This is a genomic window from Luteimonas sp. MC1825 (assembly GCF_014764385.1).
Lineage (GTDB): Bacteria > Pseudomonadota > Gammaproteobacteria > Xanthomonadales > Xanthomonadaceae > Luteimonas.
Window position 1 is genome coordinate 2,081,276 of sequence record NZ_CP061714.1, and the last position, 23,665, is coordinate 2,104,940.

General features: G+C 65.3%; 35 protein-coding genes. 1 reads left to right on the forward strand and 34 read right to left on the reverse strand.

From position 1 onward, the window contains the following. Positions 1-42: 42 nt before the first annotated feature. Positions 43-537, reverse strand: a complete 495-nt coding sequence (locus IDM46_RS09695) for a peptidylprolyl isomerase (RefSeq protein WP_182825423.1) — start codon at positions 535-537, stop codon at positions 43-45. A gap of 213 nt (positions 538-750) precedes the next feature. Between IDM46_RS09695 and typA the strand changes: the two genes are divergently transcribed. Next, positions 751-2,580, forward strand: a complete 1,830-nt coding sequence (gene typA, locus IDM46_RS09700) for a translational GTPase TypA (RefSeq protein ID WP_182825420.1) — start codon at positions 751-753, stop codon at positions 2,578-2,580. Between the two features lie 272 nt (positions 2,581-2,852). Here typA and IDM46_RS09705 read toward each other — a convergent pair whose 3' ends face one another. The 33 genes from IDM46_RS09705 to rpsL all read right to left on the reverse strand — a co-directional run bounded on the left by IDM46_RS09705 (position 2,853) and on the right by rpsL (position 23,648). Beyond that, positions 2,853-4,247 (reverse strand): 3-deoxy-7-phosphoheptulonate synthase class II, encoded by a 1,395-nt coding sequence (locus tag IDM46_RS09705; protein WP_185116117.1) that lies wholly within the window; start codon positions 4,245-4,247, stop codon positions 2,853-2,855. Positions 4,248-4,316: 69 nt separating this feature from the next. Then, the gene (locus IDM46_RS09710) at positions 4,317-4,835 is read right to left on the reverse strand and encodes a disulfide bond formation protein B (protein ID WP_182825416.1); all 519 of its coding nucleotides are present in this window, start codon (positions 4,833-4,835) and stop codon (positions 4,317-4,319) included. A gap of 86 nt (positions 4,836-4,921) precedes the next feature. Further along, entirely contained in the window at positions 4,922-5,296 is a 375-nt protein-coding gene (gene rplQ, locus IDM46_RS09715; RefSeq protein ID WP_182825414.1) for a 50S ribosomal protein L17, read from the reverse strand. A 24-nt stretch (positions 5,297-5,320) separates the two neighbouring features. Then, positions 5,321-6,319 (reverse strand): DNA-directed RNA polymerase subunit alpha, encoded by a 999-nt coding sequence (rpoA, locus tag IDM46_RS09720; RefSeq protein ID WP_182825412.1) that lies wholly within the window; start codon positions 6,317-6,319, stop codon positions 5,321-5,323. A 49-nt stretch (positions 6,320-6,368) separates the two neighbouring features. After that, positions 6,369-7,004, reverse strand: coding sequence for a 30S ribosomal protein S4 (gene rpsD, locus IDM46_RS09725; protein WP_182825410.1), 636 nt, complete (start codon positions 7,002-7,004; stop codon positions 6,369-6,371). A 13-nt stretch (positions 7,005-7,017) separates the two neighbouring features. Beyond that, on the reverse strand, positions 7,018-7,407 hold the full coding sequence (rpsK, locus tag IDM46_RS09730; protein ID WP_132985250.1) for a 30S ribosomal protein S11: 390 nt from the start codon (positions 7,405-7,407) through the stop codon (positions 7,018-7,020). 12 nt (positions 7,408-7,419) lie between these two features. After that, positions 7,420-7,776 carry a 30S ribosomal protein S13 gene (rpsM, locus tag IDM46_RS09735; protein ID WP_182825408.1) on the reverse strand — a complete coding sequence of 119 codons (357 nt, stop codon included), beginning with the start codon at positions 7,774-7,776 and terminating at the stop codon, positions 7,420-7,422. Positions 7,777-8,117: 341 nt separating this feature from the next. Then, entirely contained in the window at positions 8,118-9,473 is a 1,356-nt protein-coding gene (secY, locus tag IDM46_RS09740) for a preprotein translocase subunit SecY (RefSeq protein ID WP_182825406.1), read from the reverse strand. A gap of 7 nt (positions 9,474-9,480) precedes the next feature. Further along, the gene (gene rplO / locus IDM46_RS09745; protein ID WP_185116118.1) at positions 9,481-9,915 is read right to left on the reverse strand and encodes a 50S ribosomal protein L15; all 435 of its coding nucleotides are present in this window, start codon (positions 9,913-9,915) and stop codon (positions 9,481-9,483) included. A gap of 4 nt (positions 9,916-9,919) precedes the next feature. Then, entirely contained in the window at positions 9,920-10,117 is a 198-nt protein-coding gene (rpmD, locus tag IDM46_RS09750) for a 50S ribosomal protein L30 (protein ID WP_182825402.1), read from the reverse strand. Then, the gene (rpsE, locus tag IDM46_RS09755) at positions 10,110-10,649 is read right to left on the reverse strand and encodes a 30S ribosomal protein S5 (protein WP_182825400.1); all 540 of its coding nucleotides are present in this window, start codon (positions 10,647-10,649) and stop codon (positions 10,110-10,112) included. The genes rpmD and rpsE overlap by 8 nt, the downstream gene beginning before the upstream one ends. A 176-nt stretch (positions 10,650-10,825) precedes the next feature. Then, complete coding sequence (rplR, locus tag IDM46_RS09760) at positions 10,826-11,179, reverse strand: 50S ribosomal protein L18 (RefSeq protein WP_182825398.1); 354 nt, start codon at positions 11,177-11,179, stop codon at positions 10,826-10,828. Between the two features lie 30 nt (positions 11,180-11,209). Beyond that, entirely contained in the window at positions 11,210-11,737 is a 528-nt protein-coding gene (gene rplF, locus IDM46_RS09765; RefSeq protein ID WP_182825396.1) for a 50S ribosomal protein L6, read from the reverse strand. 13 nt (positions 11,738-11,750) lie between these two features. Then, entirely contained in the window at positions 11,751-12,146 is a 396-nt protein-coding gene (rpsH, locus tag IDM46_RS09770; protein WP_182825394.1) for a 30S ribosomal protein S8, read from the reverse strand. Positions 12,147-12,206: 60 nt separating this feature from the next. Next, positions 12,207-12,512, reverse strand: a complete 306-nt coding sequence (gene rpsN, locus IDM46_RS09775; RefSeq protein WP_182825392.1) for a 30S ribosomal protein S14 — start codon at positions 12,510-12,512, stop codon at positions 12,207-12,209. 16 nt (positions 12,513-12,528) lie between these two features. Next, the gene (gene rplE / locus IDM46_RS09780) at positions 12,529-13,071 is read right to left on the reverse strand and encodes a 50S ribosomal protein L5 (RefSeq protein WP_182825390.1); all 543 of its coding nucleotides are present in this window, start codon (positions 13,069-13,071) and stop codon (positions 12,529-12,531) included. Positions 13,072-13,081: 10 nt separating this feature from the next. Further along, on the reverse strand, positions 13,082-13,396 hold the full coding sequence (gene rplX / locus IDM46_RS09785) for a 50S ribosomal protein L24 (RefSeq protein ID WP_182825388.1): 315 nt from the start codon (positions 13,394-13,396) through the stop codon (positions 13,082-13,084). A gap of 22 nt (positions 13,397-13,418) precedes the next feature. Then, positions 13,419-13,787 (reverse strand): 50S ribosomal protein L14, encoded by a 369-nt coding sequence (gene rplN / locus IDM46_RS09790; protein ID WP_182825386.1) that lies wholly within the window; start codon positions 13,785-13,787, stop codon positions 13,419-13,421. 12 nt (positions 13,788-13,799) lie between these two features. Next, positions 13,800-14,066, reverse strand: coding sequence for a 30S ribosomal protein S17 (rpsQ, locus tag IDM46_RS09795; RefSeq protein ID WP_182825384.1), 267 nt, complete (start codon positions 14,064-14,066; stop codon positions 13,800-13,802). Between the two features lie 13 nt (positions 14,067-14,079). Beyond that, positions 14,080-14,265: a 50S ribosomal protein L29 gene (rpmC, locus tag IDM46_RS09800; protein WP_182825382.1), complete on the reverse strand. Its 186-nt coding sequence runs from the start codon at positions 14,263-14,265 to the stop codon at positions 14,080-14,082. Continuing rightward, positions 14,265-14,678 carry a 50S ribosomal protein L16 gene (gene rplP / locus IDM46_RS09805; RefSeq protein ID WP_182825380.1) on the reverse strand — a complete coding sequence of 138 codons (414 nt, stop codon included), beginning with the start codon at positions 14,676-14,678 and terminating at the stop codon, positions 14,265-14,267. The genes rpmC and rplP overlap by 1 nt, the downstream gene beginning before the upstream one ends. 6 nt (positions 14,679-14,684) lie before the next feature. Continuing rightward, positions 14,685-15,425: a 30S ribosomal protein S3 gene (gene rpsC / locus IDM46_RS09810; RefSeq protein WP_182825378.1), complete on the reverse strand. Its 741-nt coding sequence runs from the start codon at positions 15,423-15,425 to the stop codon at positions 14,685-14,687. 3 nt (positions 15,426-15,428) lie between these two features. After that, positions 15,429-15,764 (reverse strand): 50S ribosomal protein L22, encoded by a 336-nt coding sequence (gene rplV, locus IDM46_RS09815; RefSeq protein WP_182825376.1) that lies wholly within the window; start codon positions 15,762-15,764, stop codon positions 15,429-15,431. A 10-nt stretch (positions 15,765-15,774) separates the two neighbouring features. Then, positions 15,775-16,041, reverse strand: coding sequence for a 30S ribosomal protein S19 (rpsS, locus tag IDM46_RS09820; RefSeq protein WP_182825374.1), 267 nt, complete (start codon positions 16,039-16,041; stop codon positions 15,775-15,777). 6 nt (positions 16,042-16,047) lie between these two features. Continuing rightward, positions 16,048-16,875 (reverse strand): 50S ribosomal protein L2, encoded by an 828-nt coding sequence (rplB, locus tag IDM46_RS09825; RefSeq protein ID WP_182825372.1) that lies wholly within the window; start codon positions 16,873-16,875, stop codon positions 16,048-16,050. 10 nt (positions 16,876-16,885) lie between these two features. Then, positions 16,886-17,185, reverse strand: a complete 300-nt coding sequence (rplW, locus tag IDM46_RS09830) for a 50S ribosomal protein L23 (protein ID WP_182825370.1) — start codon at positions 17,183-17,185, stop codon at positions 16,886-16,888. Further along, positions 17,182-17,787, reverse strand: a complete 606-nt coding sequence (rplD, locus tag IDM46_RS09835) for a 50S ribosomal protein L4 (protein ID WP_182825368.1) — start codon at positions 17,785-17,787, stop codon at positions 17,182-17,184. Before rplD ends, rplW begins: the two co-directional genes overlap by 4 nt. Before the next feature lie 12 nt (positions 17,788-17,799). After that, entirely contained in the window at positions 17,800-18,453 is a 654-nt protein-coding gene (gene rplC, locus IDM46_RS09840) for a 50S ribosomal protein L3 (protein ID WP_182825366.1), read from the reverse strand. Between the two features lie 10 nt (positions 18,454-18,463). After that, complete coding sequence (gene rpsJ / locus IDM46_RS09845; protein WP_024891232.1) at positions 18,464-18,775, reverse strand: 30S ribosomal protein S10; 312 nt, start codon at positions 18,773-18,775, stop codon at positions 18,464-18,466. A 499-nt stretch (positions 18,776-19,274) separates the two neighbouring features. Then, positions 19,275-20,465 (reverse strand): elongation factor Tu, encoded by a 1,191-nt coding sequence (gene tuf, locus IDM46_RS09850; protein ID WP_191073332.1) that lies wholly within the window; start codon positions 20,463-20,465, stop codon positions 19,275-19,277. 51 nt (positions 20,466-20,516) lie between these two features. Further along, entirely contained in the window at positions 20,517-22,607 is a 2,091-nt protein-coding gene (gene fusA, locus IDM46_RS09855; protein WP_185116119.1) for an elongation factor G, read from the reverse strand. A gap of 144 nt (positions 22,608-22,751) precedes the next feature. Continuing rightward, complete coding sequence (gene rpsG, locus IDM46_RS09860) at positions 22,752-23,219, reverse strand: 30S ribosomal protein S7 (RefSeq protein WP_182825360.1); 468 nt, start codon at positions 23,217-23,219, stop codon at positions 22,752-22,754. A 54-nt stretch (positions 23,220-23,273) separates the two neighbouring features. Next, on the reverse strand, positions 23,274-23,648 hold the full coding sequence (gene rpsL / locus IDM46_RS09865; RefSeq protein ID WP_182825358.1) for a 30S ribosomal protein S12: 375 nt from the start codon (positions 23,646-23,648) through the stop codon (positions 23,274-23,276). Between the last annotated feature and the right edge of the window lie 17 nt (positions 23,649-23,665).

A 23,665-nucleotide genomic window follows, 5' to 3' on the forward strand; every position in this document is an offset into this window, starting at 1 on the left:
CTGCGCGGCCGCACGCGGCGGCGCGTCGCAGGGCGGCACGGGTCACGCGGAGAGGATGCGGTTCCACTCGGCGACGCGCTCCGGCTTGGCCGCCAGCGCGGCGTCGACGTCACCCTGCACGGTCACCGAGGTAATGGCGTCGCCCTGCTTGATCGCATCGACCACGTCCAGGCCTTCCACGACCTTGCCGAAGACGGTGTGCTTGCCGTCGAGCCAGTCGGTCTTGATGTGGGTGATGAAGAACTGGCTGCCATTGGTGTTGGGGCCGGCGTTGGCCATCGACAGCACGCCGCGCTCATGCTTCACGCCGTTGCCGGTCTCGTCCTCGAACTTGTAGCCGGGGCCGCCGGTACCGGTGCCCTGGGGGCAGCCGCCCTGGACCATGAAGTCCGGAATCACCCGGTGGAAGCTCAGGCCGTCGTAGAAGCCGTGCCTGGCGAGGTTGACGAAGCTGGCGACCGTGAGCGGGGCCTTGTCGGGGTAGAGCTCGACCTTGATCTGGCCACGGGCGGTGTCGAAAACGGCATTCAGGGACATGGTGGATTCCTGGTGGAGGGATGCTGGAAGGGCCGGCCCGGGCGCGGCTGACGGACCTCGTCGGGGCGACGGCACCGTGGCGACGATATGGAGCCGCCGGGGCGGATTCCAACACTAGATGACGCCAGCGGATGGGGCTGTATACTACCGGGCTTCCCAAAACAAGGTCCCGCGCGCCCTGCCCGACAACGGCACCCAGGTGCGGCTTTCCCGATGTCCATCGAACGCCTCCGCAATATCGCCATCGTCGCCCACGTCGACCACGGCAAGACCACCCTCGTCGATTGCCTGCTCAAGCAATCCGGTACGTTCAACGAACGCACGGTCACGGCCGAGCGGATGATGGACAGCAACGACCAGGAAAAGGAACGTGGCATCACGATCCTCTCCAAGAACACCGCCATCAACTGGAATGGCAACCGCATCAACATCGTCGACACCCCTGGACACGCCGACTTCGGTGGCGAGGTCGAGCGCGTGCTGTCGATGGTCGACTCGGTGCTGATCCTCGTCGACGCCATGGACGGACCGATGCCGCAGACGCGCTTCGTGACCCAGAAGGCGTTCGCGATGGGATTCAACCCGATCGTCGTGGTCAACAAGATCGACCGCCCGGGCGCGCGCCCGGACTGGGTGATCGACCAGGTGTTCGACCTGTTCGACAAGCTCGGCGCCACCAACGAACAGCTCGACTTCCCGATCGTCTACGCGTCGGCGCTGCACGGCTACGCGAGCCTGGAAGACACGGCCCGCGACGGCGACATGACCCCGCTGTACGAAGCGATCATGAAGCACGTGCCGCCGCCCACCGTGGATCCGGACGGCCCGTTCCAGATGCGCATCAGCCAGCTGGACTACAACAACTTCGTCGGCCTGATCGGCATCGGCCGCATCCAGCGCGGCACGGTGCGCACCAACATGCCGGTGAGCGTGGTCGACCGCCACGGCAAGAAGCGCCAGGCCAAGGTGATGCAGGTGCTGGGCTTCCTCGGCCTGGAGCGCGTCGAAGTCGATGAAGGCAAGGCAGGCGACATCCTCGCCCTCTCCGGCATCGCCGACCTGTCGATCTCCGACACCGTCTGCGCGCTCGACACGCCCGAGGCGCTGCCTGCGCTGACGGTCGACGAGCCGACCATCAGCATGACGTTCCAGGTCAACAATTCGCCGTTCGCCGGCAACAAGGACCGCAGCGGCGGCAAGTTCATCACCAGCCGCCAGATCCGCGAGCGCCTGGAACGCGAGACGCTGCACAACGTCGCGCTCAAGGTCGAGGAAGGCTCGGACCCGGACAAGTTCCTGGTCTCAGGCCGCGGCGAGCTGCACCTCTCGGTGCTGATCGAAACCATGCGCCGCGAAGGCTTCGAGCTTGCCGTGTCGCGCCCCGAAGTGATCATCAAGACCATCGACGGCCAGCAGATGGAGCCGGTCGAGCAGCTGGTGGTCGACATCGAGGAAGTGCACCAGGGCGGCGTGATGGAGAAGCTCGGCATCCGCAAGGGCCAGCTGAAGAACATGGAGTCCGACGGCAAGGGACGCGTGCGCCTGGACTACATGATCCCGGCCCGCGGCCTGATCGGCTTCCAGAACGAGTTCAAGACGCTGACCCAGGGCACCGGCCTGCTGTTCCATGTGTTCGACCATTACGGCCCGAAGGAACAGGGCGCGATCGCCAAGCGCACCAATGGCGTGATGATCGCCAATGCGCCGGGCGTCACCCCCGCCTACTCGCTGGGACCGCTGGAAGAACGCGGCAAGCTGTTCGCGGCCGAGGGCGACAACGTGTACGAGGGCCAGCTGATCGGCATCCACTCGAAGGACAACGACCTCACCGTCAATGCCATCAAGACCAAGCCGCTGACCAACATGCGTGCGTCGGGCAAGGATGACGCCATCAAGCTGACGCCGGCGATCAAGTACACGCTGGAGCAGGCGCTGGACTTCATCGAGGACGACGAGCTGGTCGAAGTCACCCCGAAGGAAATCCGCCTGCGCAAGAAGCACCTCAGCGAAACCGATCGCAAGCGCGCCAGCCGCGCGGCGTGATCTGGAAAGGCCCGGCAATGCCGGGCCTTTTTTTTGCTGACACGGGTGCCTGGGGCGCCGCCTTGCGCGGTGGCCCAGGAGCACACCTCGCGACCTCGCGCGTTGGCTTCCCCGAAACCTGCAGCACCACGCCCCGCCCCGAAGTGGCCGGAAGGCCTTCGCGGGGAAGTAAAGGAGGAGGCGCCCGCCGTGAGGCGGATGCCGGGGGACATGAGCCGCGAAGGCCTGCCGGCCACCACGGCGGTCCAGACCTCTTTCGTGATGTGGCAGCTTTACGCCGGCGCGGGCGTGGCCAGCTGCGCCTGCTTGCGCACGATCGCCATCGCGATCTCAAGCGACTGCTCGTAGTTGAGCCGCGGGTCCACCGATGACCGGTAGGCGCGTTCGAGGTCGATCTCGCCCAGGTCGCGCGCACCGCCGGTGCACTCGGTGACGTCCTCGCCGGTGAGTTCGAGGTGCACGCCGCCGAGGCGCGTGCCGGCCGCCGCGTGCAGGTCGTAGCTCTGCTCGATCTCGCTGCGGATGTTGTCGAAGCGCCGGGTCTTGTAACCGTTGCTGGTCGCTTCGGTGTTGCCGTGCATCGGATCGCAGATCCACAGCACGCGGCGGCCGTCTCGCTTGACCGCGTCCAGCAGGCGCGGCAGACGGTCGGCAACGTGGGCGGCGCCCATCCTGCAGATGAGGCTCAGCCGGCCGGGTTCGTCGTCGGGGTTCAGCAGGTCGACCAGGCGCAGCAGGTCGTCGGGTTCCACGGACGGGCCGATCTTCACCGCCACCGGGTTGCGGATGCCGCGGAAGTATTCGGCGTGCGCGCCATCGAGCGCCGCAGTGCGCATGCCGATCCACGGGAAGTGGGTGCTGAGGTTGAACCAGCCCCACTGCCGCGGCACCTGGCGCGTCTGCGCCTCCTCGTACGGCAGCAGCAGCGCCTCGTGCGAGGTGTAGAAGTCGACCCGGTTGAGGTTGTGCACCTCGCTCCCGGACAGCGTCTCCATGAAGCGCACCGCGTCACCGATGTTGGCGACCATGCGGTGGTAGTCGTCGGCCAGCGGCGAATGCGTCACCCAGCCCAGGTCCCAGTATTCCGGGTGGTGCAGGTCGGCAAATCCGCCGTCGATCAGCGAACGCACGAAATTCATGGTCATCGCCGAACGCGCATGCGCCTTCACCATGCGCCGCGGGTCAGGGATGCGCGCCGAAGCGGTGAACTCCGGTCCGTTGACCATGTCGCCGCGATAGCTGGGCAAGGTGAGGTCGCCACGCGTCTCGGTATCGGCGGAGCGCGGCTTTGCGTACTGGCCGGCGAATCGCCCCACGCGCACCACCGGCAACCGCAGGCCATGCACCAGCACGAGGCTCATCTGCAGCAGCACCTTGAGGCGGTTGGACACCACCTGCGATGTGCAGTCGCTGAAGTTCTCGGCACAGTCGCCGCCCTGCAGCAGGAAGCGTCGACCTTCCTGCGCTTCGGCCAGCTGTTGCTTGAGCGCCTGGATCTCCCACGACGTGACCAGCGGCGGCAGCGCGCGCAGCTCGTCCTGCACGCGGCCGAGTTCGTCCGCGTCGGGATACGTCGGCAGCTGCAGGGCACGGCGCTGGCGCCAGCTTCCCGGGCTCCACTGCTCGGGCAGGTTCACGGAATGGAGGGCACGGTCGTTGGCGGGCATGGGTATCGGTCTTTGTTGCACTGCAGCGACACCATCATCCGCCGCTTGGGCGCGCGCCGCAATGGCGGATCACGCCCAGCGCGAGCGACGGCTGCGGAAGCCCGCGACCACGACCAGCGCGGCCAGCAGCACGAACCACACGAGGCTCCACGCGGGCATCGACAGCCCGAGGAACGTCCAGTCCACGGCGCCGCAGTCGCCGGTACCGGTCAGCACCTTGCGGATCACGTTCCCGGTCGACATGGTCTCGCGCAGGAACGACAACGGTGGCCCGCAGCCGGGGATCTCCGGCGGATTGAACTGCATCCAGACGTGGCGCCCGGCAATCGCCATCCCCACCGCCGCGGCGAGGAAGCCCAGCGCGCCGTAGAACGCCCGGGTCGACGATGCCCGCGGCGAATGCACGGCCGCCACCAGGAACACCACGCCAAGCGCCGCGAACGCGATGCGCTGGAAGATGCACAGCGGGCACGGCTCCAGCCCCCACGCAAACTGCGAGAAGATCGCAAAACCGATCAGCGCGATGCAGGCGACAAAACCGGACAGGCACTGGGCGCGAAACGACCAGCGAAATGGATTGAGGACCATGGCAAGGGCTTCCCGAAAACGGCGGTCAACATAGCAAAAACCCCGGAACAGGTCCGGGGTTCTCACAGGTGGCGCATGCCGCGATGTTACTCGGCCGACGCTTCCGGGCGATCCACGAGCTCGACGTACGCCATCGGCGCGTTGTCACCGTCGCGGAAACCGCACTTCAGGATGCGCAGGTAGCCACCCGGGCGCGTCTGGTAGCGCGGGCCAAGCTCGACGAACAGCTTGCCCACCGCTTCCTTGTCGCGCAGGCGCGAGAAGGCGAGGCGACGATTGGCAACGCCGTCGGTCTTCGACATCGTGATCAGCGGCTCTGCGACGCGGCGCAGCTCCTTGGCTTTCGGAAGCGTGGTCTTGATCAGCTCATGCTTGATCAGCGACGCCGCCATGTTGGTGAACATGGCATCGCGGTGTGCGCTGGTGCGGCTGAACTTGCGTCCGGATTTCTGGTGGCGCATGGTCTTGGTTCCTGTTTGTCTGTCTTAGCCGAGCATGCCGTGCGCCGAGACGCCGGCCGGCGGCCAGTTCTCGAGCTTCATGCCGAGCGAAAGGCCACGCTGGGCCAGGACTTCCTTGATCTCGGTCAGCGACTTCTTGCCGAGGTTCGGGGTCTTGAGCAGCTCGACCTCGGTCTTCTGGATCAGGTCGCCCACGTAGTAGATGCTCTCGGCCTTGAGGCAATTGGCCGAACGCACCGTCAGCTCGAGGTCGTCGATCGGACGCAGCAGCATCGGGTCGACGCCAGGCGCGGTCGGCTGCGTGGGGCCGGCGGTGCGGCGGGTGAAATCGCCGAACACGCTCAACTGGTCGGTGAGGATGTCCGCGGCGGTGCGCACGGCTTCCTCGGCATCGATGGTGCCATTGGTCTCGATGTCGAGAACCAGCTTGTCGAGGTCGGTGCGCTGCTCGACGCGTGCGGCTTCCACTTCATACGCCACGCGGCGGACCGGCGAGAACGACGCATCCAGCATGAGCCTGCCGATGACGCGGGTCTCGTCGTCCGGGCGACGACGCGCGGCGGCCGGCTGGTAGCCGAAGCCACGCTCGATCTTCAGGCGCATGTTGACCGACGCATCCTTGGTCAGATGGCAGATCACATGCTCGCCGTTGAGGATCTCGACGTTGTGGTCGGTCTTGATGTCGGCGGCGGTCACCACGCCCGGGCCGGACTTGGCCAGGGTGAGGGTGGCGCTTTCGCCGGTGCCCATGCGGATGGCGACGTCCTTGAGGTTCAACAGCACCTCGAGCACGTCCTCCTGCAGGCCTTCGATCGTGCTGTACTCGTGCAGCACGCCGTCCATCTCCACTTCGGTGATGGCGAAGCCGGGAATCGAGGACAGCAGCACGCGGCGCAGGGCATTGCCGAGCGTGTGGCCGTAGCCGCGCTCGAGCGGCTCGATCACGACCTTCGCGCGATTGCCGGTAATGCGCTCGATCTGGGGACCACGCGGGCGCAGGACCTGGTTGGCGGTAACCGTCATGTTTGGTGTCTCCTGGGGCCCGTCGACTGACGCCGGCGGGCCAAGTGAATTACTTCGAATACAGCTCGACGATCAGCGCTTCGTTGATGTCAGCCGGCAGGTCGCCGCGGTCAGGGACCGCCTTGAACACGCCGCTGAACTTCTTCGAATCAACCTCGACCCAGGAGGGCGACAGGTCCATCGTGGAAGAGACCGTCAGGGCCTCCTGCACGCGGAGCTGCTTCTGTGCCTTCTCGGACAGTGCAATCGCGTCGCCAGCCTTGACCAGGTAAGACGGCAGGTTGACGGGCTTGCCGTTGACCGTGACGCCGCGGTGCGAGACCAGCTGGCGGGCCGCCGGGCGGGTGACCGCGAAGCCCATGCGGTAGATCACGTTGTCGAGGCGGGTTTCCAGCAGCTGCAGGAGGTTCTCGCCCGTGTTGCCCTTCTTGGTCGAGGCCTTCTTGTAGTAGTTGCGGAACTGGCGCTCGAGCAGGCCGTAGATACGCTTGACCTTCTGCTTTTCACGCAGCTGGATGGCGTAGTTGGAGAGCTTGCTCCGGCGGGCGCCGGTGCCGGCACCGTGCTGGCCGGGCTTCTGCTCCAGCTTGCACTTGGAATCAAGAGCGCGGGCGGGCGACTTGAGCGACAGGTCGGCGCCTTCGCGGCGCGCGAGCTTACAGGTGGGACCGATATATCGAGCCATTTCTTATCGCCCCTTAGACGCGACGCTTCTTCGGCGGACGGCACCCGTTGTGCGGGATTGGCGTCACGTCGATGATGTTGGTGATCTTGTAGCCGACGTTGTTCAGCGAACGAACGGCAGATTCACGGCCCGGACCGGGTCCCTTGATGCGCACTTCCAGCGACTTGACGCCGTAGTCGAGGGCGGCCTTGCCGGCCTTCTCTGCGGCGACCTGGGCAGCGAACGGGGTCGACTTGCGCGAACCGCGGAAACCCGCGCCGCCCGAAGTCGCCCACGAGAGCGCATTGCCCTGGCGGTCGGTGATCGTGATGATGGTGTTGTTGAACGAAGCGTGGACGTGGGCAACGCCGTCGGTGACGACGCGCTTGATCTTCTTCTTCGGTTTGGCTGCCGGCTTGGCCATGGTCTTGTTCCCTTATTTCCTGATGGCCTTGCGCGGACCCTTGCGGGTGCGGGCATTGGTCCGGGTGCGCTGGCCGCGCAGCGGCAGGCCGCGACGATGGCGGAGCCCGCGGTAGCAGGCGAGGTCCATCAGGCGCTTGATTGCCATGCCGATCTCGCGGCGCAGGTCGCCCTCGACCACGTACTTGCCGACTTCCGAACGCAGGCGCTCGACGTCAGGCTCGGACAGGTCGCGGATCTTGATGGACGAATCGACGCCTGCCGCCTGGCAGACGAGCTTCGAACGGGTACGGCCAATGCCGTAGATGCTTTGCAGCCCGACCCAGACGTGTTTCTGGGCAGGCAGGTTGACACCTGCAATACGCGCCATGCGCGGATCTCCAACTGGTTTGGCGCACGGATGGGTTCATCCGACGCAGTGAACACGAAATTCTATCAGGATCCCGAGGTACAAGAAAGCCCGTGGCCGCCAATGGCGTCCAGCAAGCCCGGCATGGGGAGTGTGCCCATGCTCCGGCGAAGGTCCGATGCTGCAACCCTGCCCCTTGCGGGACCGGGTCCGCCCGGCGCTACTCTGGCGCCAGGACAGGCTTCGAACCACTCGCACGCGGGACCGCCGCGCGAGTCGCTCATCACGGTCCGACCGCGAAGCGGCGGGACCAGGATCCCCTCCCCGGCCAGCCGGCCGCGGGGGCATCCGCTTGAATATCGTCAGCCGCGCGGCAGGCCGCGCTGGCCTCCCTTGAGATTGGCCTTCTTGAGCAGGCTTTCGTACTGGTGCGACATCAGGTGGGCCTGGATCTGGGCAATGAAGTCCATGACCACGACCACCACGATCAGCAGCGACGTGCCGCCGAAATAGAACGACGCATTCAGCTCGGTGCGCATGAACTCCGGAAGCAGGCAGACCAGCACCAGGTAGGTCGCGCCGGCCGCGGTCAGCCGCGTCAGCACGCCATCGATGTAGTCCGCGGTCGCCTTGCCCGGGCGGATGCCCGGGATCAGCGCGCCCGACTTCTTCAGGTTGTCGGCGGTTTCCTGCGAATTGAAGACCAGCGCGGTGTAGAAGAAGGTGAAGCCCGCGATCAGCCCCGCATAGAGCAGGATGTACAGCGGCTCGCCTGGCGACAGTGCCTGGCTGACCCGCTGCAGCCACGTTGCCGAACCCGCCTGGCTGAACCAGGTGGACGCGGTGGCCGGGAACATGATGATCGACGAGGCGAAGATCGCCGGGATCACGCCCGCCATGTTGAGCTTCAGCGGCAGGAACGAACTCTGGTTCATGTACGCGTTGCGGCCACCCTGGCGGCGCGCGTAGTTGACCGTGATCCGGCGCTGGCCACGCTCCACGAACACCACGAAGTAGGTGAACATGGCCACGATCAGCGCGATCAGGATCACCGCGATCGGGCTCATGTCGCCGTTGCGCGCGGCTTCGAACGTCGTGATGACCGCACTCGGAAGACCCGCCACGATGCCGGCGAAGATGATCAGCGACACGCCGTTGCCGATGCCGCGCTCGGTCACCTGCTCACCCAGCCACACCAGGAACATGGTGCCGGCCGTAAGCGCGATGATCGCGGTGACCACGAAGCCCATGCCGGGCGCATAGACCACCGGGATGCCATTGCTGGCGCCGGAACTCTGCAGGGCGACGGCGATGCCGGCCGACTGGAAGATCGCGAGCGGGATCGCGCCGATGCGCGACCACTGGGTGATCCTGCGACGTCCGGATTCGCCTTCCTTCGAGATCGCCTTGAGGCTGGGCAGGATCTGCACCAGCAGCTGGATGATGATCGACGCGGAAATGTAGGGAATGACGTTCAGCGCGAACAGGCTGAAGCGCGAGAGGGCGCCACCGGAGAACATGTTGAACATGTCCACGATGGTGCCTTCCTGCTGCTCCATGAGGCGCAGCATGGCGTCGGGATTCACGCCGGGCACCGGGATGTAGCAGCCGATGCGGTAGACGATCAGTGCCCCGGCGACGAACAGCAGGCGCTGGCGGAGCTCGGTGAACTTGCCGAGCCCGCCGACCCCGGCCATCGCGTTGCCGCTACGTGCCATGCCCTTCTTACTCCTCGACCTTGCCGCCGGCCGCTTCGATCGCGGCGCGCGCACCGGCCGTGGCCAGGACGCCCTTCAGCACGAGGGCCTTGGTGACGTCGCCCTTCAGCACGATCTTGGCGCGCTTGGCGGTGGCCGGCACCAGCTTCGCGGCGCGCAGCGCCTTGAAGTCGATGTCGCCTTCCAGGCGCTCGAGCTGGTACAGCATGACCTCGGCGGTGTCGCCGGCGATGCGCGAGCGGAAGCCGACCTTGGGCAGGCGCTTGCGCAGCGGCATCTGGCCGCCTTCGAAGCCGGCCTTGATCTTTCCCTTGCCCGAACGGGCAAAGGAACCCTTGTGGCCGCGGCCGGCGGTCTTGCCGAGGCCGGACCCGATGCCGCGACCGACGCGCTTGCGATCGGTGCGCGCGCCGGGCGTGGGGTGCAGAGTATTGAGCTTCATTGGATTATTCCTCGACCCGGACAAGGTAATGGACTTTGTTGATCAGTCCACGGACCTGCGGGCTGTCCTTCAGTTCACGGACGTCGTTGATCTTGCGCAGGCCCAGGGCCTGGACCGAGAGGCGGTGGATGCCCTGCGAGCCACGAAGGCCCTTGACCAGGCGCACCTTGAGCGTGCCGCCGGTCGCTTCCTTCTTAACCATTGACGATCTCCTCGACCTTCTTGCCGCGCTTGGCGGCAATGTTCGCCGGCGAGTGCATGCTCTCGAGACCGCGGACGGTCGCGCGCACCAGGTTGATGGGATTGCGCGAACCGACGGCCTTGGCCAGCACGTCCTTGACGCCGACGGCCTCGAGGACGGCGCGCATCGCGCCACCGGCGATGACGCCGGTACCCTCGGAAGCGGGCATCATGAACACGCGCGCAGCGCCGTGGCCGGCCTTGACCGTGTGCCACAACGTACCGCCGTTCAGATCAACGGTGGACATGCTGCGACGCGCATATTCCATCGACTTCTGGATTGCCATCGGGACCTCGCGGGCCTTGCCGTAGCCGAAGCCGACCTTGCCGGCGCCGTCGCCGACCACGGTCAGCGCGGTGAAGGTGAACTGGCGGCCACCCTTGACGGTCTTGCTGACGCGGTTGACCGCGATCAGCTTCTCGATCATGCCGTCGTCGATCTCTTCCCGGTTGCGGTCGCGGTCACGACCGCGCGGAGCACGTTCCTCTGCCATCTCTGTATTGCCTCTGTCGTACGAAAGGGATGTACGGCTTCATGCCGCTTGGAGTTGTTGGTCGGGTCGGTGGACCACCGGACCGCGCAAAAGGCGGAGGGCGTCCGATGCAGCCCGCATCGGCAGGGGGCAATGGTGGGGACGGAGCCCCACCTTTCAACACATTGTCTTGATGCCTAGAACTGCAGGCCACCTTCGCGCGCGGCGTCGGCCAGGGCCTTGATCCGGCCATGATACCTGTAACCGGAGCGGTCGAACGCGACTTTTTCAATACCGGCAGCCTTGGCACGTTCCGCGATCACGCGGCCGACCTTGGCGGCAGCCTCGATGTTCTTGGCGCCCTTCAGGCCCTCGCGGACATCGGACTGGGTGGTGCTGGCCGAAGCCAGGACCTTGGAGCCATCTGCGGTGAACAGCTGGGCGTAGAGGTGCTGGCCGGTGCGCAGCACCGACAGGCGCGGCACGCCGAGCACGCGGATGTGCGAACGCGTCGACTTGGCGCGGCGCAGGCGGGCAATTTTCTTGAGCATGATGTCGTTCTCCGAAAGCTGAAGGCCCGCTTAGGCCTTCTTGGCTTCCTTGCGGATGATGTTCTCGCCGGCGTACTTGACGCCCTTGCCCTTGTACGGCTCCGGCGGGCGGAACCCGCGGATCTTCGCTGCAACCTCGCCGACCTGCTGCTTGTCGGCACCGGTCACCACGATTTCAGTCTGCGTGGGTGTCGCGATGCTGATGCCGGCCGGGGCCTTGAACAGCACCGGGTGCGAAAAGCCCAGCGACAGGTTGAGGTCCGGGCCCTGCATGGCGGCGCGGTAGCCGACGCCCACCAGCTCGAGCTTGCGCACGAAGCCTTCGGACACGCCGTGGACCATGTTCGCGATGATCGCGCGCATGGTGCCGGTCATGGCGATGTTGTCGGCATTCTGCGACGACAGCACGGCATGGCCGTCTTCGATCGTGACGTCCACGTCGGACGGCTTGGCCATCGACAGGGTGCCCTTCGGGCCCTTGACGCTGACACTGCCGGCCTGGATGTTCAGCTCGACGCCCTTCGGGAGGGCGATCGGCTTCTTGGCAACTCGGGACATTGCGGTTACTCCCTTAAGCCACGAAGCACAGAACCTCGCCGCCGACGCCCAACTGGCGCGCCTGCGCATCGGTCATGATGCCCTTCGAGGTGGAAATGATGGCGATGCCGAGGCCGTTGAGGACCTTCGGGATCGCGTCCTTGCCGCGGTACTGGCGCAGGCCGGAACGCGAGAAGCGCTGCATGCGCTCGATCACGGGACGACCTTCGTAATACTTGAGCTCGATTTCGAGTTCGGCCTTGGCGCCGTCCTCGGTCACGCGCGAACCGGAGATGTAACCCTCGTCCTTCAGGACCCTGGCGATAGCCACCTTGGTCTTGGACGACGGCATTTTCACCACCGGCTTGCCGACGGCCGCCGCATTGCGCATGCGGGTCAGCATATCGGCGATGGGATCAGTCATGCTCATCGTTGTTACCTTCTGAGTGCACCGATATCCGCAGGAATGCGAATTCGTAAATGGAGTTGCTTACCAGCTTGCCTTGCGCAGGCCGGGGACGTCGCCGCGCATGGTCGCCTCGCGCAGCTTGTTGCGGCCGAGGCCGAACTTGCTGTACACGGCGCGCGGACGGCCGGTCAACGCGCAACGCGTGGTCTGGCGCGAGGTGGAGGAGTCACGCGGAAGCTTCTGCAACCTGGTGGCGGCGTCCATCTTCTCTTCGAAGCTGGCGTCCTGGCTGCTGACAACCTTCTTCAACGCCTCGCGCTTCGCGGCGAACTTCTTCGCCAGCTTGGTGCGCTTCGTCTCGCGGTTGATCATTGAGGTCTTGGCCATGGTCTTCTTTGTCCGATCAGGTGCGGAACGGGAAACGGAAGGCTTCGAGCAGTGCCTTGGCTTCCTCGTTGGTCTTGGCGGTCGTGGTGATCGCGATGTCCATGCCGCGGATCGCGTCGACCTGGTCGAAATCGATCTCCGGGAAGATGATCTGTTCCTTGATGCCCATGTTGTAGTTGCCACGGCCATCGAACGACCGCGCGGACACGCCGCGGAAGTCACGGACGCGCGGCAGCGACACGTTCACCAGGCGATCGAGGAACTCGAACATCTTGGCGCGGCGCAGGGTCACCTTGCAGCCGATCGGCCAGCCGTCGCGGATCTTGAACGAAGCCACCGACACGCGGGACTTGGTCACGATCGGCTTCTGGCCGGAGAGCTTGGCCATGTCGGCGGTCGCGTTCTCCAGGACCTTCTTGTTCGCGGCGGCTTCGCCCACGCCCATGTTGAGCGTGATCTTGCTCAGGCGCGGAACCTGCATGGGATTGGTGTAGCCGAACTGCTTTGTCAGCTTCGGCACCACTTCTTCCTTGTAGAACTTTTCGAGACGGGTATTCATTTCACATTCCTCAGGCGTCAATCGCCTCACCGCTCGAGCGGAAGACGCGGATGCGCCGTCCATCCTCGAGGACCTTGGTACCAATGCGCTCGCCCTTGCCGGAGGCAGGGTTGAACACCATCACGTTCGACGCGTGGATCGGCGCTTCGCGCTCGATCACGCCGCCAGGCTGGTTGGCCTGCGGGTTCGGCTTGGTGTGGCGCTTGATGACGTTGATGTTCGCGACGACGACCTTGTCGCCGAGCACGCGAACGACTTCACCCTGCTTGCCCTTGTCCTTGCCGGCGGTGACCATCACGCGGTCACCCTTCTTGATGCGATTCATGTCGGTTTCCTCTCCGTCCGGCTCAGAGCACTTCGGGCGCGAGCGAGACGATCTTCATGAACTTCTCGGTACGAAGCTCACGGGTCACGGGCCCGAAGATGCGGGTGCCGATCGGCTCCTGCTTGTTGTTGAGCAGCACGGCGGCGTTGCCGTCGAAGCGGATCAGCGAACCGTCGGGGCGGCGGACGCCCTTGCGGGTGCGCACGACGACCGCGTCGTAGACTTCGCCCTTCTTGACCTTGCCGCGCGGGATGGCGTCCTTGATGGACACCTTGATGATGTCACCGATGCCTGCATAGCGGCGCTTTGAGCCGCCCAGCACCTTGATGCACATCACTTCCTTGGCACCCGAGTTGTCGGCCACATCGAGGTGGCTCTGCATCTGGATCATTGGAGAGCCTCCTTAGTCGGCCGCGCGCGTGACGATTTCAACGACGCGCCAGTTCTTGGTCTTGGACATCGGCGCGATTTCCACCACGCGGACGGTATCGCCCTCGTTGCAGGAATTCTCGGCGTCGTGGGCGTGGAGCTTCGTCGAACGGCGGATGTACTTGCCGTACAGCGCGTGCTTCACCTGGCGCTCGACGAGCACCGTCACGGTCTTGTCCATCTTGTTGCTGACAACGCGGCCTTCGACCGTGCGCAGCTTCTTTTCAGTGTTTTCGGTCATGTCTGCCCGGTCCTTACTGCTTGGCGCCGAGGAGGGTGTTGACGCGAGCGATCTCGCGGCGAACCCGGCGGGCGTCGTGGGTCTTGGCGAGCTGGCCGGTTGCCTTCTGCATGCGGAGCGAGAACGACTCCTTCTGCAGTTCAAGCAAATGTGCCTTCAGCTCGTCCGTCGACTTCTGGCGGAGTTCCTTGATTTCCATCAGCGCACCGTCCGCGTCACGAAAGTGGTGGTGACCGAGAGCTTGGCGGCCGCCAGGCGGAACGCCTCGCGTGCGGTCACCTCGTCGACGCCCTCGATCTCATAGATCATGCGGCCCGGCTGGATCTGGGCGACCCAGAATTCAACCGCACCCTTGCCCGAGCCCATGCGGACTTCGATGGGCTTCTTGGTGATCGGCTTGTCCGGGAACACGCGGATCCACATCTTGCCGCCGCGCTTCACATAGCGGCTGATGGCACGACGCGCGGACTCGATCTGGCGCGCGGTCAGCTGGCCGGTCTGCGTGGCCTTGAGGCCATACTCGCCGAAGCTGACGGCATTGCCGTTCCAGGCCAGGCCGTCATTGCGGCCCTTGTGCATCTTGCGGTACTTGGTTCGCTTGGGTTGCAGCATGGTTGATTACTCCCTCGCCTCGCGGTCGCGACGCGGGCCACGCGGGCGCTCGCGGTCACCGCGATCACCACGCTCGCCGCGCGGCGAATCGTCCTGCTTTTCCTGGCCGACCTGGGCGAAGTCGAAGATCTCGCCCTTGTAGATCCAGGTCTTGATTCCAATGATGCCGTACTGGGTCTTCGCCTCGGCGAAGCCGTAGTCGACGTCGGCGCGCAGCGTGTGCAGCGGCACGCGACCTTCGCGGTACCACTCCGAACGCGCGATCTCGGCGCCGTTGAGGCGGCCGGCCACGTTGACCTTGATGCCCAGCGAGCCAAGGCGCATCGCGTTGCCCACGGCGCGCTTCATCGCGCGACGGAACATGATCCGGCGCTCGAGCTGCTGCGCGATCGACTCGGCGACCAGCTGCGCGTCGAGCTCCGGCTTGCGGACCTCGGTCACGTTGATGTGCGCCGGGACGCCCATCAGCGCGGAGACTTCCTTGCGCAGCTTCTCGATGTCCTCGCCGCGCTTTCCGATCACCACGCCCGGGCGGGCGGTGTGGATCGTGACGCGCGCGGACTTCGAGGGACGCTCGATCAGGATCTTGCTGATGCCGGCCGCGGCGAGCTTCTTGCGAAGCATCTCGCGGACCTTGATGTCGGCGATCAGGTAACCGGCGAATTCCTTCTTGCCGGCGTACCACTTGGAATTCCAGTCCTTGGCGATGCCAAGGCGGATACCGGTGGGGTGGACTTTATGACCCATGAGTTACTTCCCCTCGCCGACGACGACGGTGATGTGGCTGGTGCGCTTGAGGATGCGGCTGCCGCGACCCTTGGCGCGTGCCATGAAGCGCTTCAGGGTGGGACCCTCGTCGACCGTGATCGCACTGACCTTGAGCTCGTCGACGTCGGCGCCCAGGTTGTTCTCGGCGTTCGACGTGGCCGAGTACACGACCTTGTAGATCATGTGCGCGGCCTTCTTGTCGCTGAACTTCAAGAGGTCGAGCGCACGGGCTGCGGAGAGGCCGCGGATCTGGTCGGCGACTAGGCGTGCCTTCTGCGGGGAGATGCGCGCACTGCGCAGGATTGCCTTGGCTTCCATTGTCATCTCCTTAGCGCGACTTCTTGTCGCCGCCATGACCCTTGAAGGTCCTGGTCAGGGCGAACTCGCCGAGCTTGTGGCCCACCATGTTCTCGTTGACGAGCACCGGGACGTGGTTGCGGCCGTTGTGCACGGCGATGGTGAAACCCACCATCTCCGGCAGGATCATCGAGCGGCGCGACCAGGTCTTGATCGGGCGCTTTGTGTTGCCCGCGGTCTCCACCTTCTTGATCAGGTGGTGGTCGACGAACGGACCCTTTTTCAGTGAACGTGCCATGGTCGGTTAGCTCCTGCGATCGCGCACGATGAACTGCTGCGTCCGCTTGTTGTGGCGGGTCTTGTAACCCTTGGTCGGCACGCCCCACGGGGTGACCGGATGCGGGTTGCCCTGGCCGGCCTTGGCCTCGCCACCACCATGCGGGTGGTCGACGGGGTTCATGGCGGCACCACGGACGGTCGGCTTGATGCCGCGCCAGCGCGACGCACCGGCCTTGCCCAGCTTCTCGAGGTTGTGCTCGACGTTGCCCACTTCACCGATGGTGGCGCGGCACTCGGCAGGCACGCGGCGCATCTCGCCCGAACGCAGGCGGACGGTGGCGTAGATGCCGTCGCGGGAGACGAGCTGCACGCCGGCACCCGCGGCGCGGGCGAGCTGCGCGCCCTTGCCCGGCTTCATCTCGACGCAATGCACGGTGGAACCGACCGGGATGTTGCGCAGCGGCAGCGTGTTGCCCGCCTTGATCGGCGCGTCATTGCCCGCGATCACCTGGTCGCCGGCCTTGAGGCCCTTCGGCGCGATGATGTAGCGGCGCTCACCGTCGACGTAGCACAGCAGCGCGATGTGCGCGGTGCGGTTCGGGTCGTACTCGATGCGCTCCACGCGCGCCGGGATGCCTTCCTTGTCGCGCTTGAAGTCGATGATGCGGTAGTGCTGCTTGTGTCCGCCACCCATGTGCCGCGTGGTGATGCGGCCATGGTGGTTGCGACCACCGGTCTTGCTCTGCGGCTCGACGAGGGCGGCGTGCGGCGCACCCTTGTGCAGGTCCGGCGTGACCACGCGGACCGCTGAACGGCGGCCGGGCGAGGTGGGCTTGAATTTCATCAATGGCATGGGGTCTTCCTCAGGCCTTGGTGTTCATGACGTCGATCGACTGGCCTTCGGCCAGCGTCACGTACGCCTTGCGCCAGTCGCCGCGGCGACCATTGCGGTTGCGGAAGGCTTTCTGCTTGCCTTTCACGTTGAGCACGTTGACGGCCTCGACCTTGACGGCGAACAGCTTCTCGATCGCGATCTTGATGTCGGCCTTGGTGGCATCGGTCGCCACTTCGAACGCGTACTGGTTGGACACTTCCTGCAGGCGCGCGGTCTTCTCGGACACGCGCGGCGCACGGATCAGTGCGTAGAGCTTGGCGTCATTCATGCCAGCCACTCCTCGATCTTCTTGATGGCGTCGGCGGTGACCAGCACGCTGTCGGCGCCGACCAGCGAAACCGGGTCCAGGCCCTGCACGTCACGGATCTGCACGTACGGCAGGTTGCGCGCCGACAGGTACAGGTGGTCCGAGGCGTCCTCGGTCACGATCAGCGGGCGCTTGCCCAGATCGAGGCCCTTGAGCTTTTCGGCGAACGCGCTGGTGTTGGTCTCCGCGACGTCGAAGGACTCGACGACCTGGAGGCGACCCTGGCGGGCCAGCTCGGACAGGATGGTCGACATCGCCGCGCGGTACATCTTGCGGTTGACCTTTTGCTCGAAGCTGCGCGGCTTGGCCGCGAACGTCACGCCGCCGCCGACGAAGATCGGGGCCGTCAGGGCGCCATGACGCGCGCCGCCGCCCTTCTGCTTCTTCGACTTCTTGGTCGTGCCGCTGACTTCCGAGCGCGTCTTCTGCGCCTTGGTGCCCGAACGGCCGGCATTGCGGTACGCAACCACGACCTGGTGGACCAGGTCCATGTTGAATTCGCGGCCGAACACGCCTTCGGAAACCGACATCTTGTCGCTGCTACCGTTGATGGAGAGTTCCATCGTCATCTCTCCTTATGCCTTGCTCGTGGGACGCACGATCACGTCGCCACCCGGGGCGCCCGGAACCGCGCCCTTGACGGCGATCAGGCCGCGCTCTGCGTCGACCCGGACCACTTCGAGGTTCTGCGTGCTCTGGCGCACCGCACCCATGTGACCGGACATCTTCTTGCCCGGGAACACGCGGCCCGGCGTCTGGCGCTGGCCGATGGAGCCCGGCGAACGGTGCGACAGCGAGTTGCCGTGCGTCGCGTCGCCCATCTTGAAGTTCCAGCGCTTGATCGTGCCCTGGAAGCCCTTGCCCTTGGTCACGCCCTCGACGTCGACGATCTGGCCGACTTCGAAGATGTCGGCGCGGATCTCGCCGCCCACTTCGAACCCGCCGATCTGGTCGTCACCGACGCGCAGCTCCCACAGGCCACGACCGGCTTCGACCTTGGCCTTGGCCAGGTGACCCGTCTCGGGCTTGTTGACCAGCACGGCACGCTTGGTGCCGACGGCGACCTGCACGGCGCTGTAGCCGTCGGTCTCCTGGGTCTTGATCTGGGTGATGCGGTTGGGGGTGGCTTCGATCAGGGTGACCGGGATGGACTGGCCATCCTCGGTGAACACCCGGGTCATGCCGGCCTTGCGACCGACAATGCCCAACGAATATCGCTTCGCGGTCATGGTGGCGTCCTCAGGTCAGCTTGATCTGGACGTCGACGCCAGCCGCGAGCTCGAGCTTCATCAGCGCGTCCACGGTCTTGTCGTTGGGGTCGACGATGTCGAGCACGCGCTTGTGCGTGCGGGTTTCATACTGGTCGCGCGCGTCCTTGTCGACGTGCGGCGAGGTCAGGATGGTGTAACGCTCGATCTTGGTCGGCAGGGGGATCGGGCCGCGCACCTGGGCGCCCGTCCGCTTGGCCGTTTCTACGATCTCGCTGGCCGAACGGTCGATCAGTCGATGATCGAACGCTTTCAGCCGGATCCGGATTTTCTGGTCCGCCATGACGGAATTCCTTCTTTAAAGAGCGACAGGCCCGCGGCTGGATGCGCGGAACCCCGTGAAATCAATGGATGCCAGGGCTGGATACCCGCCTGGCGACCGTCCCTGCAAAAAACAAGGCAGGCCAGTTACCCGGCCCGCCCAGACGGAGATGCGGACGCGACGATTCCCCTGGTCACTTTGTCCCGAAGAGCTTCGGGACGAACCGGGGTACTGCCGCGCGACGTGTTCCCTGTCTGGCGAAAACGAGGCGCATCCTGCACCTCATTTCGCGGTTCCGGCGAGTCCCCGAAGGGGTCTTGCCGAAGTAGTCGAACATTATAGACACGTACCCGCCGGACGCGCAACACCCTCGCCGACGAATCTGCAGGAAACCACATCCCGCGTGTCCAGAGGCCGTCGGCGCAAAGCCGATGGCCCCCGCCGGTGCTATCTGGATCACCCTCGGCGATCCGGATCAACACCCGCACGTATCGCGGCGGCCTTGGCCGCCGGGATACGACTACTTGATGATCTTGGCCACCACGCCGGCGCCGACCGTACGGCCACCTTCGCGGATCGCGAAGCGCAGGCCGTCGTCCATCGCCACCGGGTTGATCAGCGTGACCACCATCTTCACGTTGTCGCCCGGCATCACCATCTCGACACCCTCCGGCAGCTCGCAAGCGCCGGTGATGTCGGTGGTGCGGAAGTAGAACTGCGGGCGGTAGCCCTTGAAGAACGGCGTATGACGGCCACCCTCGTCCTTCGACAGCACGTAGACTTCGGCTTCGAACTCGGTGTGCGGCTTGATCGAACCCGGCTTGCACAGCACCTGGCCGCGCTCCACGTCGTCACGCTTGGTGCCGCGCAGCAAGAGGCCCGCGTTGTCGCCCGCCTGGCCCTGGTCGAGCAGCTTGCGGAACATCTCGACGCCGGTGACGGTGGTCTTGACGGTCGGACGGATGCCGACGATCTCGATTTCCTCGCCCACCTTGATGATGCCGCGCTCGATGCGGCCGGTCACCACCGTGCCGCGGCCCGAGATCGAGAACACGTCCTCGACCGGCATCAGGAACGGCTTGTCCACGTCGCGCTGGGGCTCCGGGATCCAGGTGTCCAGCGCCTCGACCAGCTTCACGATCGCCGGCACGCCGATGTCGGACTGGTCGCCTTCCAACGCCTTCAGCGCCGAACCCTGGATGATCGGGGTGTCGTCGCCGGGGAAGTCGTACTTCGACAGCAGCTCGCGCACCTCCATCTCGACGAGCTCCATCAGCTCGGCGTCGTCGACCATGTCGGCCTTGTTCAGGAACACCACGATGTACGGCACGCCCACCTGGCGCGCCAGCAGGATGTGCTCGCGCGTCTGCGGCATCGGGCCGTCGGCGGCCGAACACACCAGGATCGCGCCGTCCATCTGCGCGGCACCGGTGATCATGTTCTTGACGTAGTCGGCGTGACCCGGGCAATCGACGTGCGCGTAGTGGCGGTTCGGCGATTCGTACTCGACGTGCGAGGTCGAAATGGTGATGCCGCGCGCCTTCTCTTCCGGCGCCTTGTCGATCGCGTCGTAGGCGTGGAACTCGCCGCCGAAGCGTTCCGCACCGATCTTCGTCAGCGCCGCCGTCAGCGTCGTCTTGCCGTGGTCGACGTGACCGATCGTGCCCACGTTCACGTGGGGCTTGGTGCGCTCGAACTTACCCTTGGCCATGATTCTTCACTCTCAGAAAGTTGTTGGAAGGGACCGCGTTGCCGCGGCCGCTTACTTCTTCTTGACGACTTCGTCGACGATGTTGGTCGGCGCGTCGGCGTAATGGTCGAACTCCATCGTGAACGTCGCGCGGCCCTGGGACATCGAACGCAGGCTGGTCGCGTAGCCGAACATTTCGCCCAGCGGGATCATCGCGTTGACGATCTTGCCCGACGGGCTGTCGTCCTGGCCCTGCAGGATGCCGCGACGACGGCTGACGTCGCCCATCACGTCACCGATGTAATCCTCGGGCGACACGATCTCGACCTTCATGATCGGCTCCAGCAGGACCGGACCGGCCTTGTGGAAACCTTCCTTGAAGCCCATGGAGCCGGCGATCTTGAACGCCATTTCCGAGGAGTCGACCTCGTGGTAGGAGCCGTCGATCAGCTTCACCTTGATGTCGACGATCGGGTAGCCGGCAAGCAGGCCGTTGGCCATCGCTTCCTGGATGCCCTTGTCGACCGCCGGGATGTATTCCTTCGGCACCGTTCCACCGACGATCGAGTTCTCGAACACGTAGCCGGCGCCGGCTTCCTGCGGCGAAATCTCGAGCCACACGTGGCCGAACTGGCCCTTGCCGCCCGACTGGCGCACGAACTTGCCTTCCGACTTGACCGTCTTGCGGATGGTCTCGCGGTAGGCAACCTGCGGCTTGCCGACGTTGGCTTCGACGTTGAACTCGCGCTTCATGCGGTCCACGAGGATGTCCAGGTGCAGCTCGCCCATGCCGGCAATGATGGTCTGGCCGGACTCCTCGTCGGTACGCACGCGGAACGACGGATCCTCCTGCGCAAGGCGACCGAGCGCGAGGCCCATCTTCTCCTGGTCCGACTTGGTCTTGGGCTCGACCGCCATCGAGATGACGGGCTCCGGGAAGACCATCCGTTCCAGCGTGATGATGTGGTCCTGCGCGCACAGCGTGTCACCGGTGGTGACGTCCTTCAGGCCGACGGCCGCGGCGATGTCGCCGGCGCACACCTGCTTGATTTCCTGGCGGTCGTTGGAGTGCATCTGCAACAGGCGGCCGATGCGTTCCTTGCGGCTCTTGATCGGGTTGTACACCTGGTCGCCGGCGTTGAGGACGCCCGAGTACACGCGGAAGAACGTCAGCGAACCGACGAACGGGTCGGTCATGATCTTGAACGCCAGCGCCGAGAACGGCGCCTTGTCGTCAGCGACGCGCGTGGCCACCTGCTCGCGGTCGTCGACGCCCTGGACCGGCGGACGGTCGACCGGCGACGGCAGCAGCTGGATCACGCCGTCAAGCATCGCCTGCACGCCCTTGTTCTTGAACGCGGTGCCGCAGTACACCGGCACGATCTCGACGTTCAGGGTACGCAGGCGCAGGCCGGCAACGATCTCGTCCTCGGTGAGCTCGCCGCCCTCGAGATACTTGTTCATCAGCTCCTCGGTGGCCTCTGCCGCCGATTCCACCATGAACGCACGCGCCTCGGTGGCCTTGTCGGCAAGGTGCGCGGGAATCTCCTTGTACTCGAACACCATGCCCTGCGACGCGGTATCCCAATGGACCGCCTTCATCTTCAGCAGGTCGATGACGCCTTCGAAGCCGTCCTCGGCGCCGACCGGCACCTGCATCGGCACCGGGCTCGCGCCCAGGCGCGACTTCAGCTGCTCTACGACCTTGTCGAAGTTGGCGCCGGTGCGGTCCATCTTGTTGACGAACGCCATGCGCGGCACGTGGTACTTGTTGGCCTGGCGCCACACGGTCTCCGACTGCGGCTGCACGCCGCCGACGGCACACAGCACGAACACCGCGCCATCGAGCACGCGCAGGCTGCGTTCGACTTCGATCGTGAAGTCGACGTGCCCGGGGGTATCGATGATGTTGAAGCGGTGCTGCGGCAGCGACTTGTCCATTCCCGACCAGAACGCGGTGGTGGCCGCCGACTGGATCGTGATGCCGCGCTCCTGCTCCTGCTCCATCCAGTCCATGGTGGCGGCGCCGTCGTGAACTTCGCCCAGCTTGTGGCTGACACCGGTGTAGAACAGGATGCGCTCGGACGTGGTGGTCTTGCCGGCATCGATGTGGGCCATGATGCCGAAGTTGCGGTAGCGTTCGATGGGAGTGGTGCGAGCCACGGCGGTCTCTCTATTTTTTGTCCGCTGAGCGGAGAAGTTTCCGGATGGCCGAATGCCGCCAGAAGGCGGCACCCGGCTACTGCGATGTACTGGCGCCGGCGGGGCCGTCGCCGGCGGCGCGTGTTGCGCGCCGCCCGGGTGCCATTACCAGCGGTAGTGCGCGAACGCCTTGTTCGCCTCCGCCATGCGATGGGTTTCCTCGCGCTTCTTGATTGCGCCGCCACGGTTCTCGGAGGCGTCGATCAGTTCGGCCGCAAGCTTGCGCGGCATGGTGTTCTCGCCACGCTTGCGCGCGGAGTCGATCAGCCAGCGCATCGCCAGCGCCATGCGCCGCGACTGGCGCACTTCGACCGGCACCTGGTAGGTGGCACCGCCGACGCGACGGGACTTGACCTCGACCGAAGGCGAGATGTTGCCAAGCGCCTTCTCGACGACTTCAAGCGGGTTCGGGGTCTTTTCGCCGATCACGTCCATGGCGCCGTAGACGATTTTCTCGGCGACGGACTTCTTGCCGCTGTACATGACCATGTTGATGAAGCGGGCGATGGTCTCGCTCCCGTGCTTCGGGTCGGGCAGCACCGAGCGCTGCGGGGTGTTTCCTTTACGCGACATTGTTCTTGTGCCTTTGTCAGTATCTGGTTCGACGGAGCGTCAACAGCCGGAGGCTCAGGCCTTCGGACGCTTCGCGCCGTACTTCGAACGCGCCTGCTTGCGCTTGGTGACGCCGGCGGCGTCGAGCGAGCCACGCACGGTGTGGTAACGCACGCCGGGGAGGTCCTTGACGCGACCGCCGCGGATCAGCACCACCGAGTGCTCCTGCAGGTTGTGGCCTTCGCCACCAATGTAGGAGATCACCTCGTAGCCGTTGGTCAGGCGCACCTTGGCGACCTTGCGCAGGGCCGAGTTCGGCTTCTTCGGCGTGGTGGTGTAGACACGCGTGCACACGCCGCGACGCTGGGGACAGTTCTCCAGGGCGGGCGAGTTGCTCTTGTAGGTTTCCGGGCTGCGCGACTTGCGCACGAGCTGGTTGATTGTTGCCATCGGTCTCGGGTCTTTGC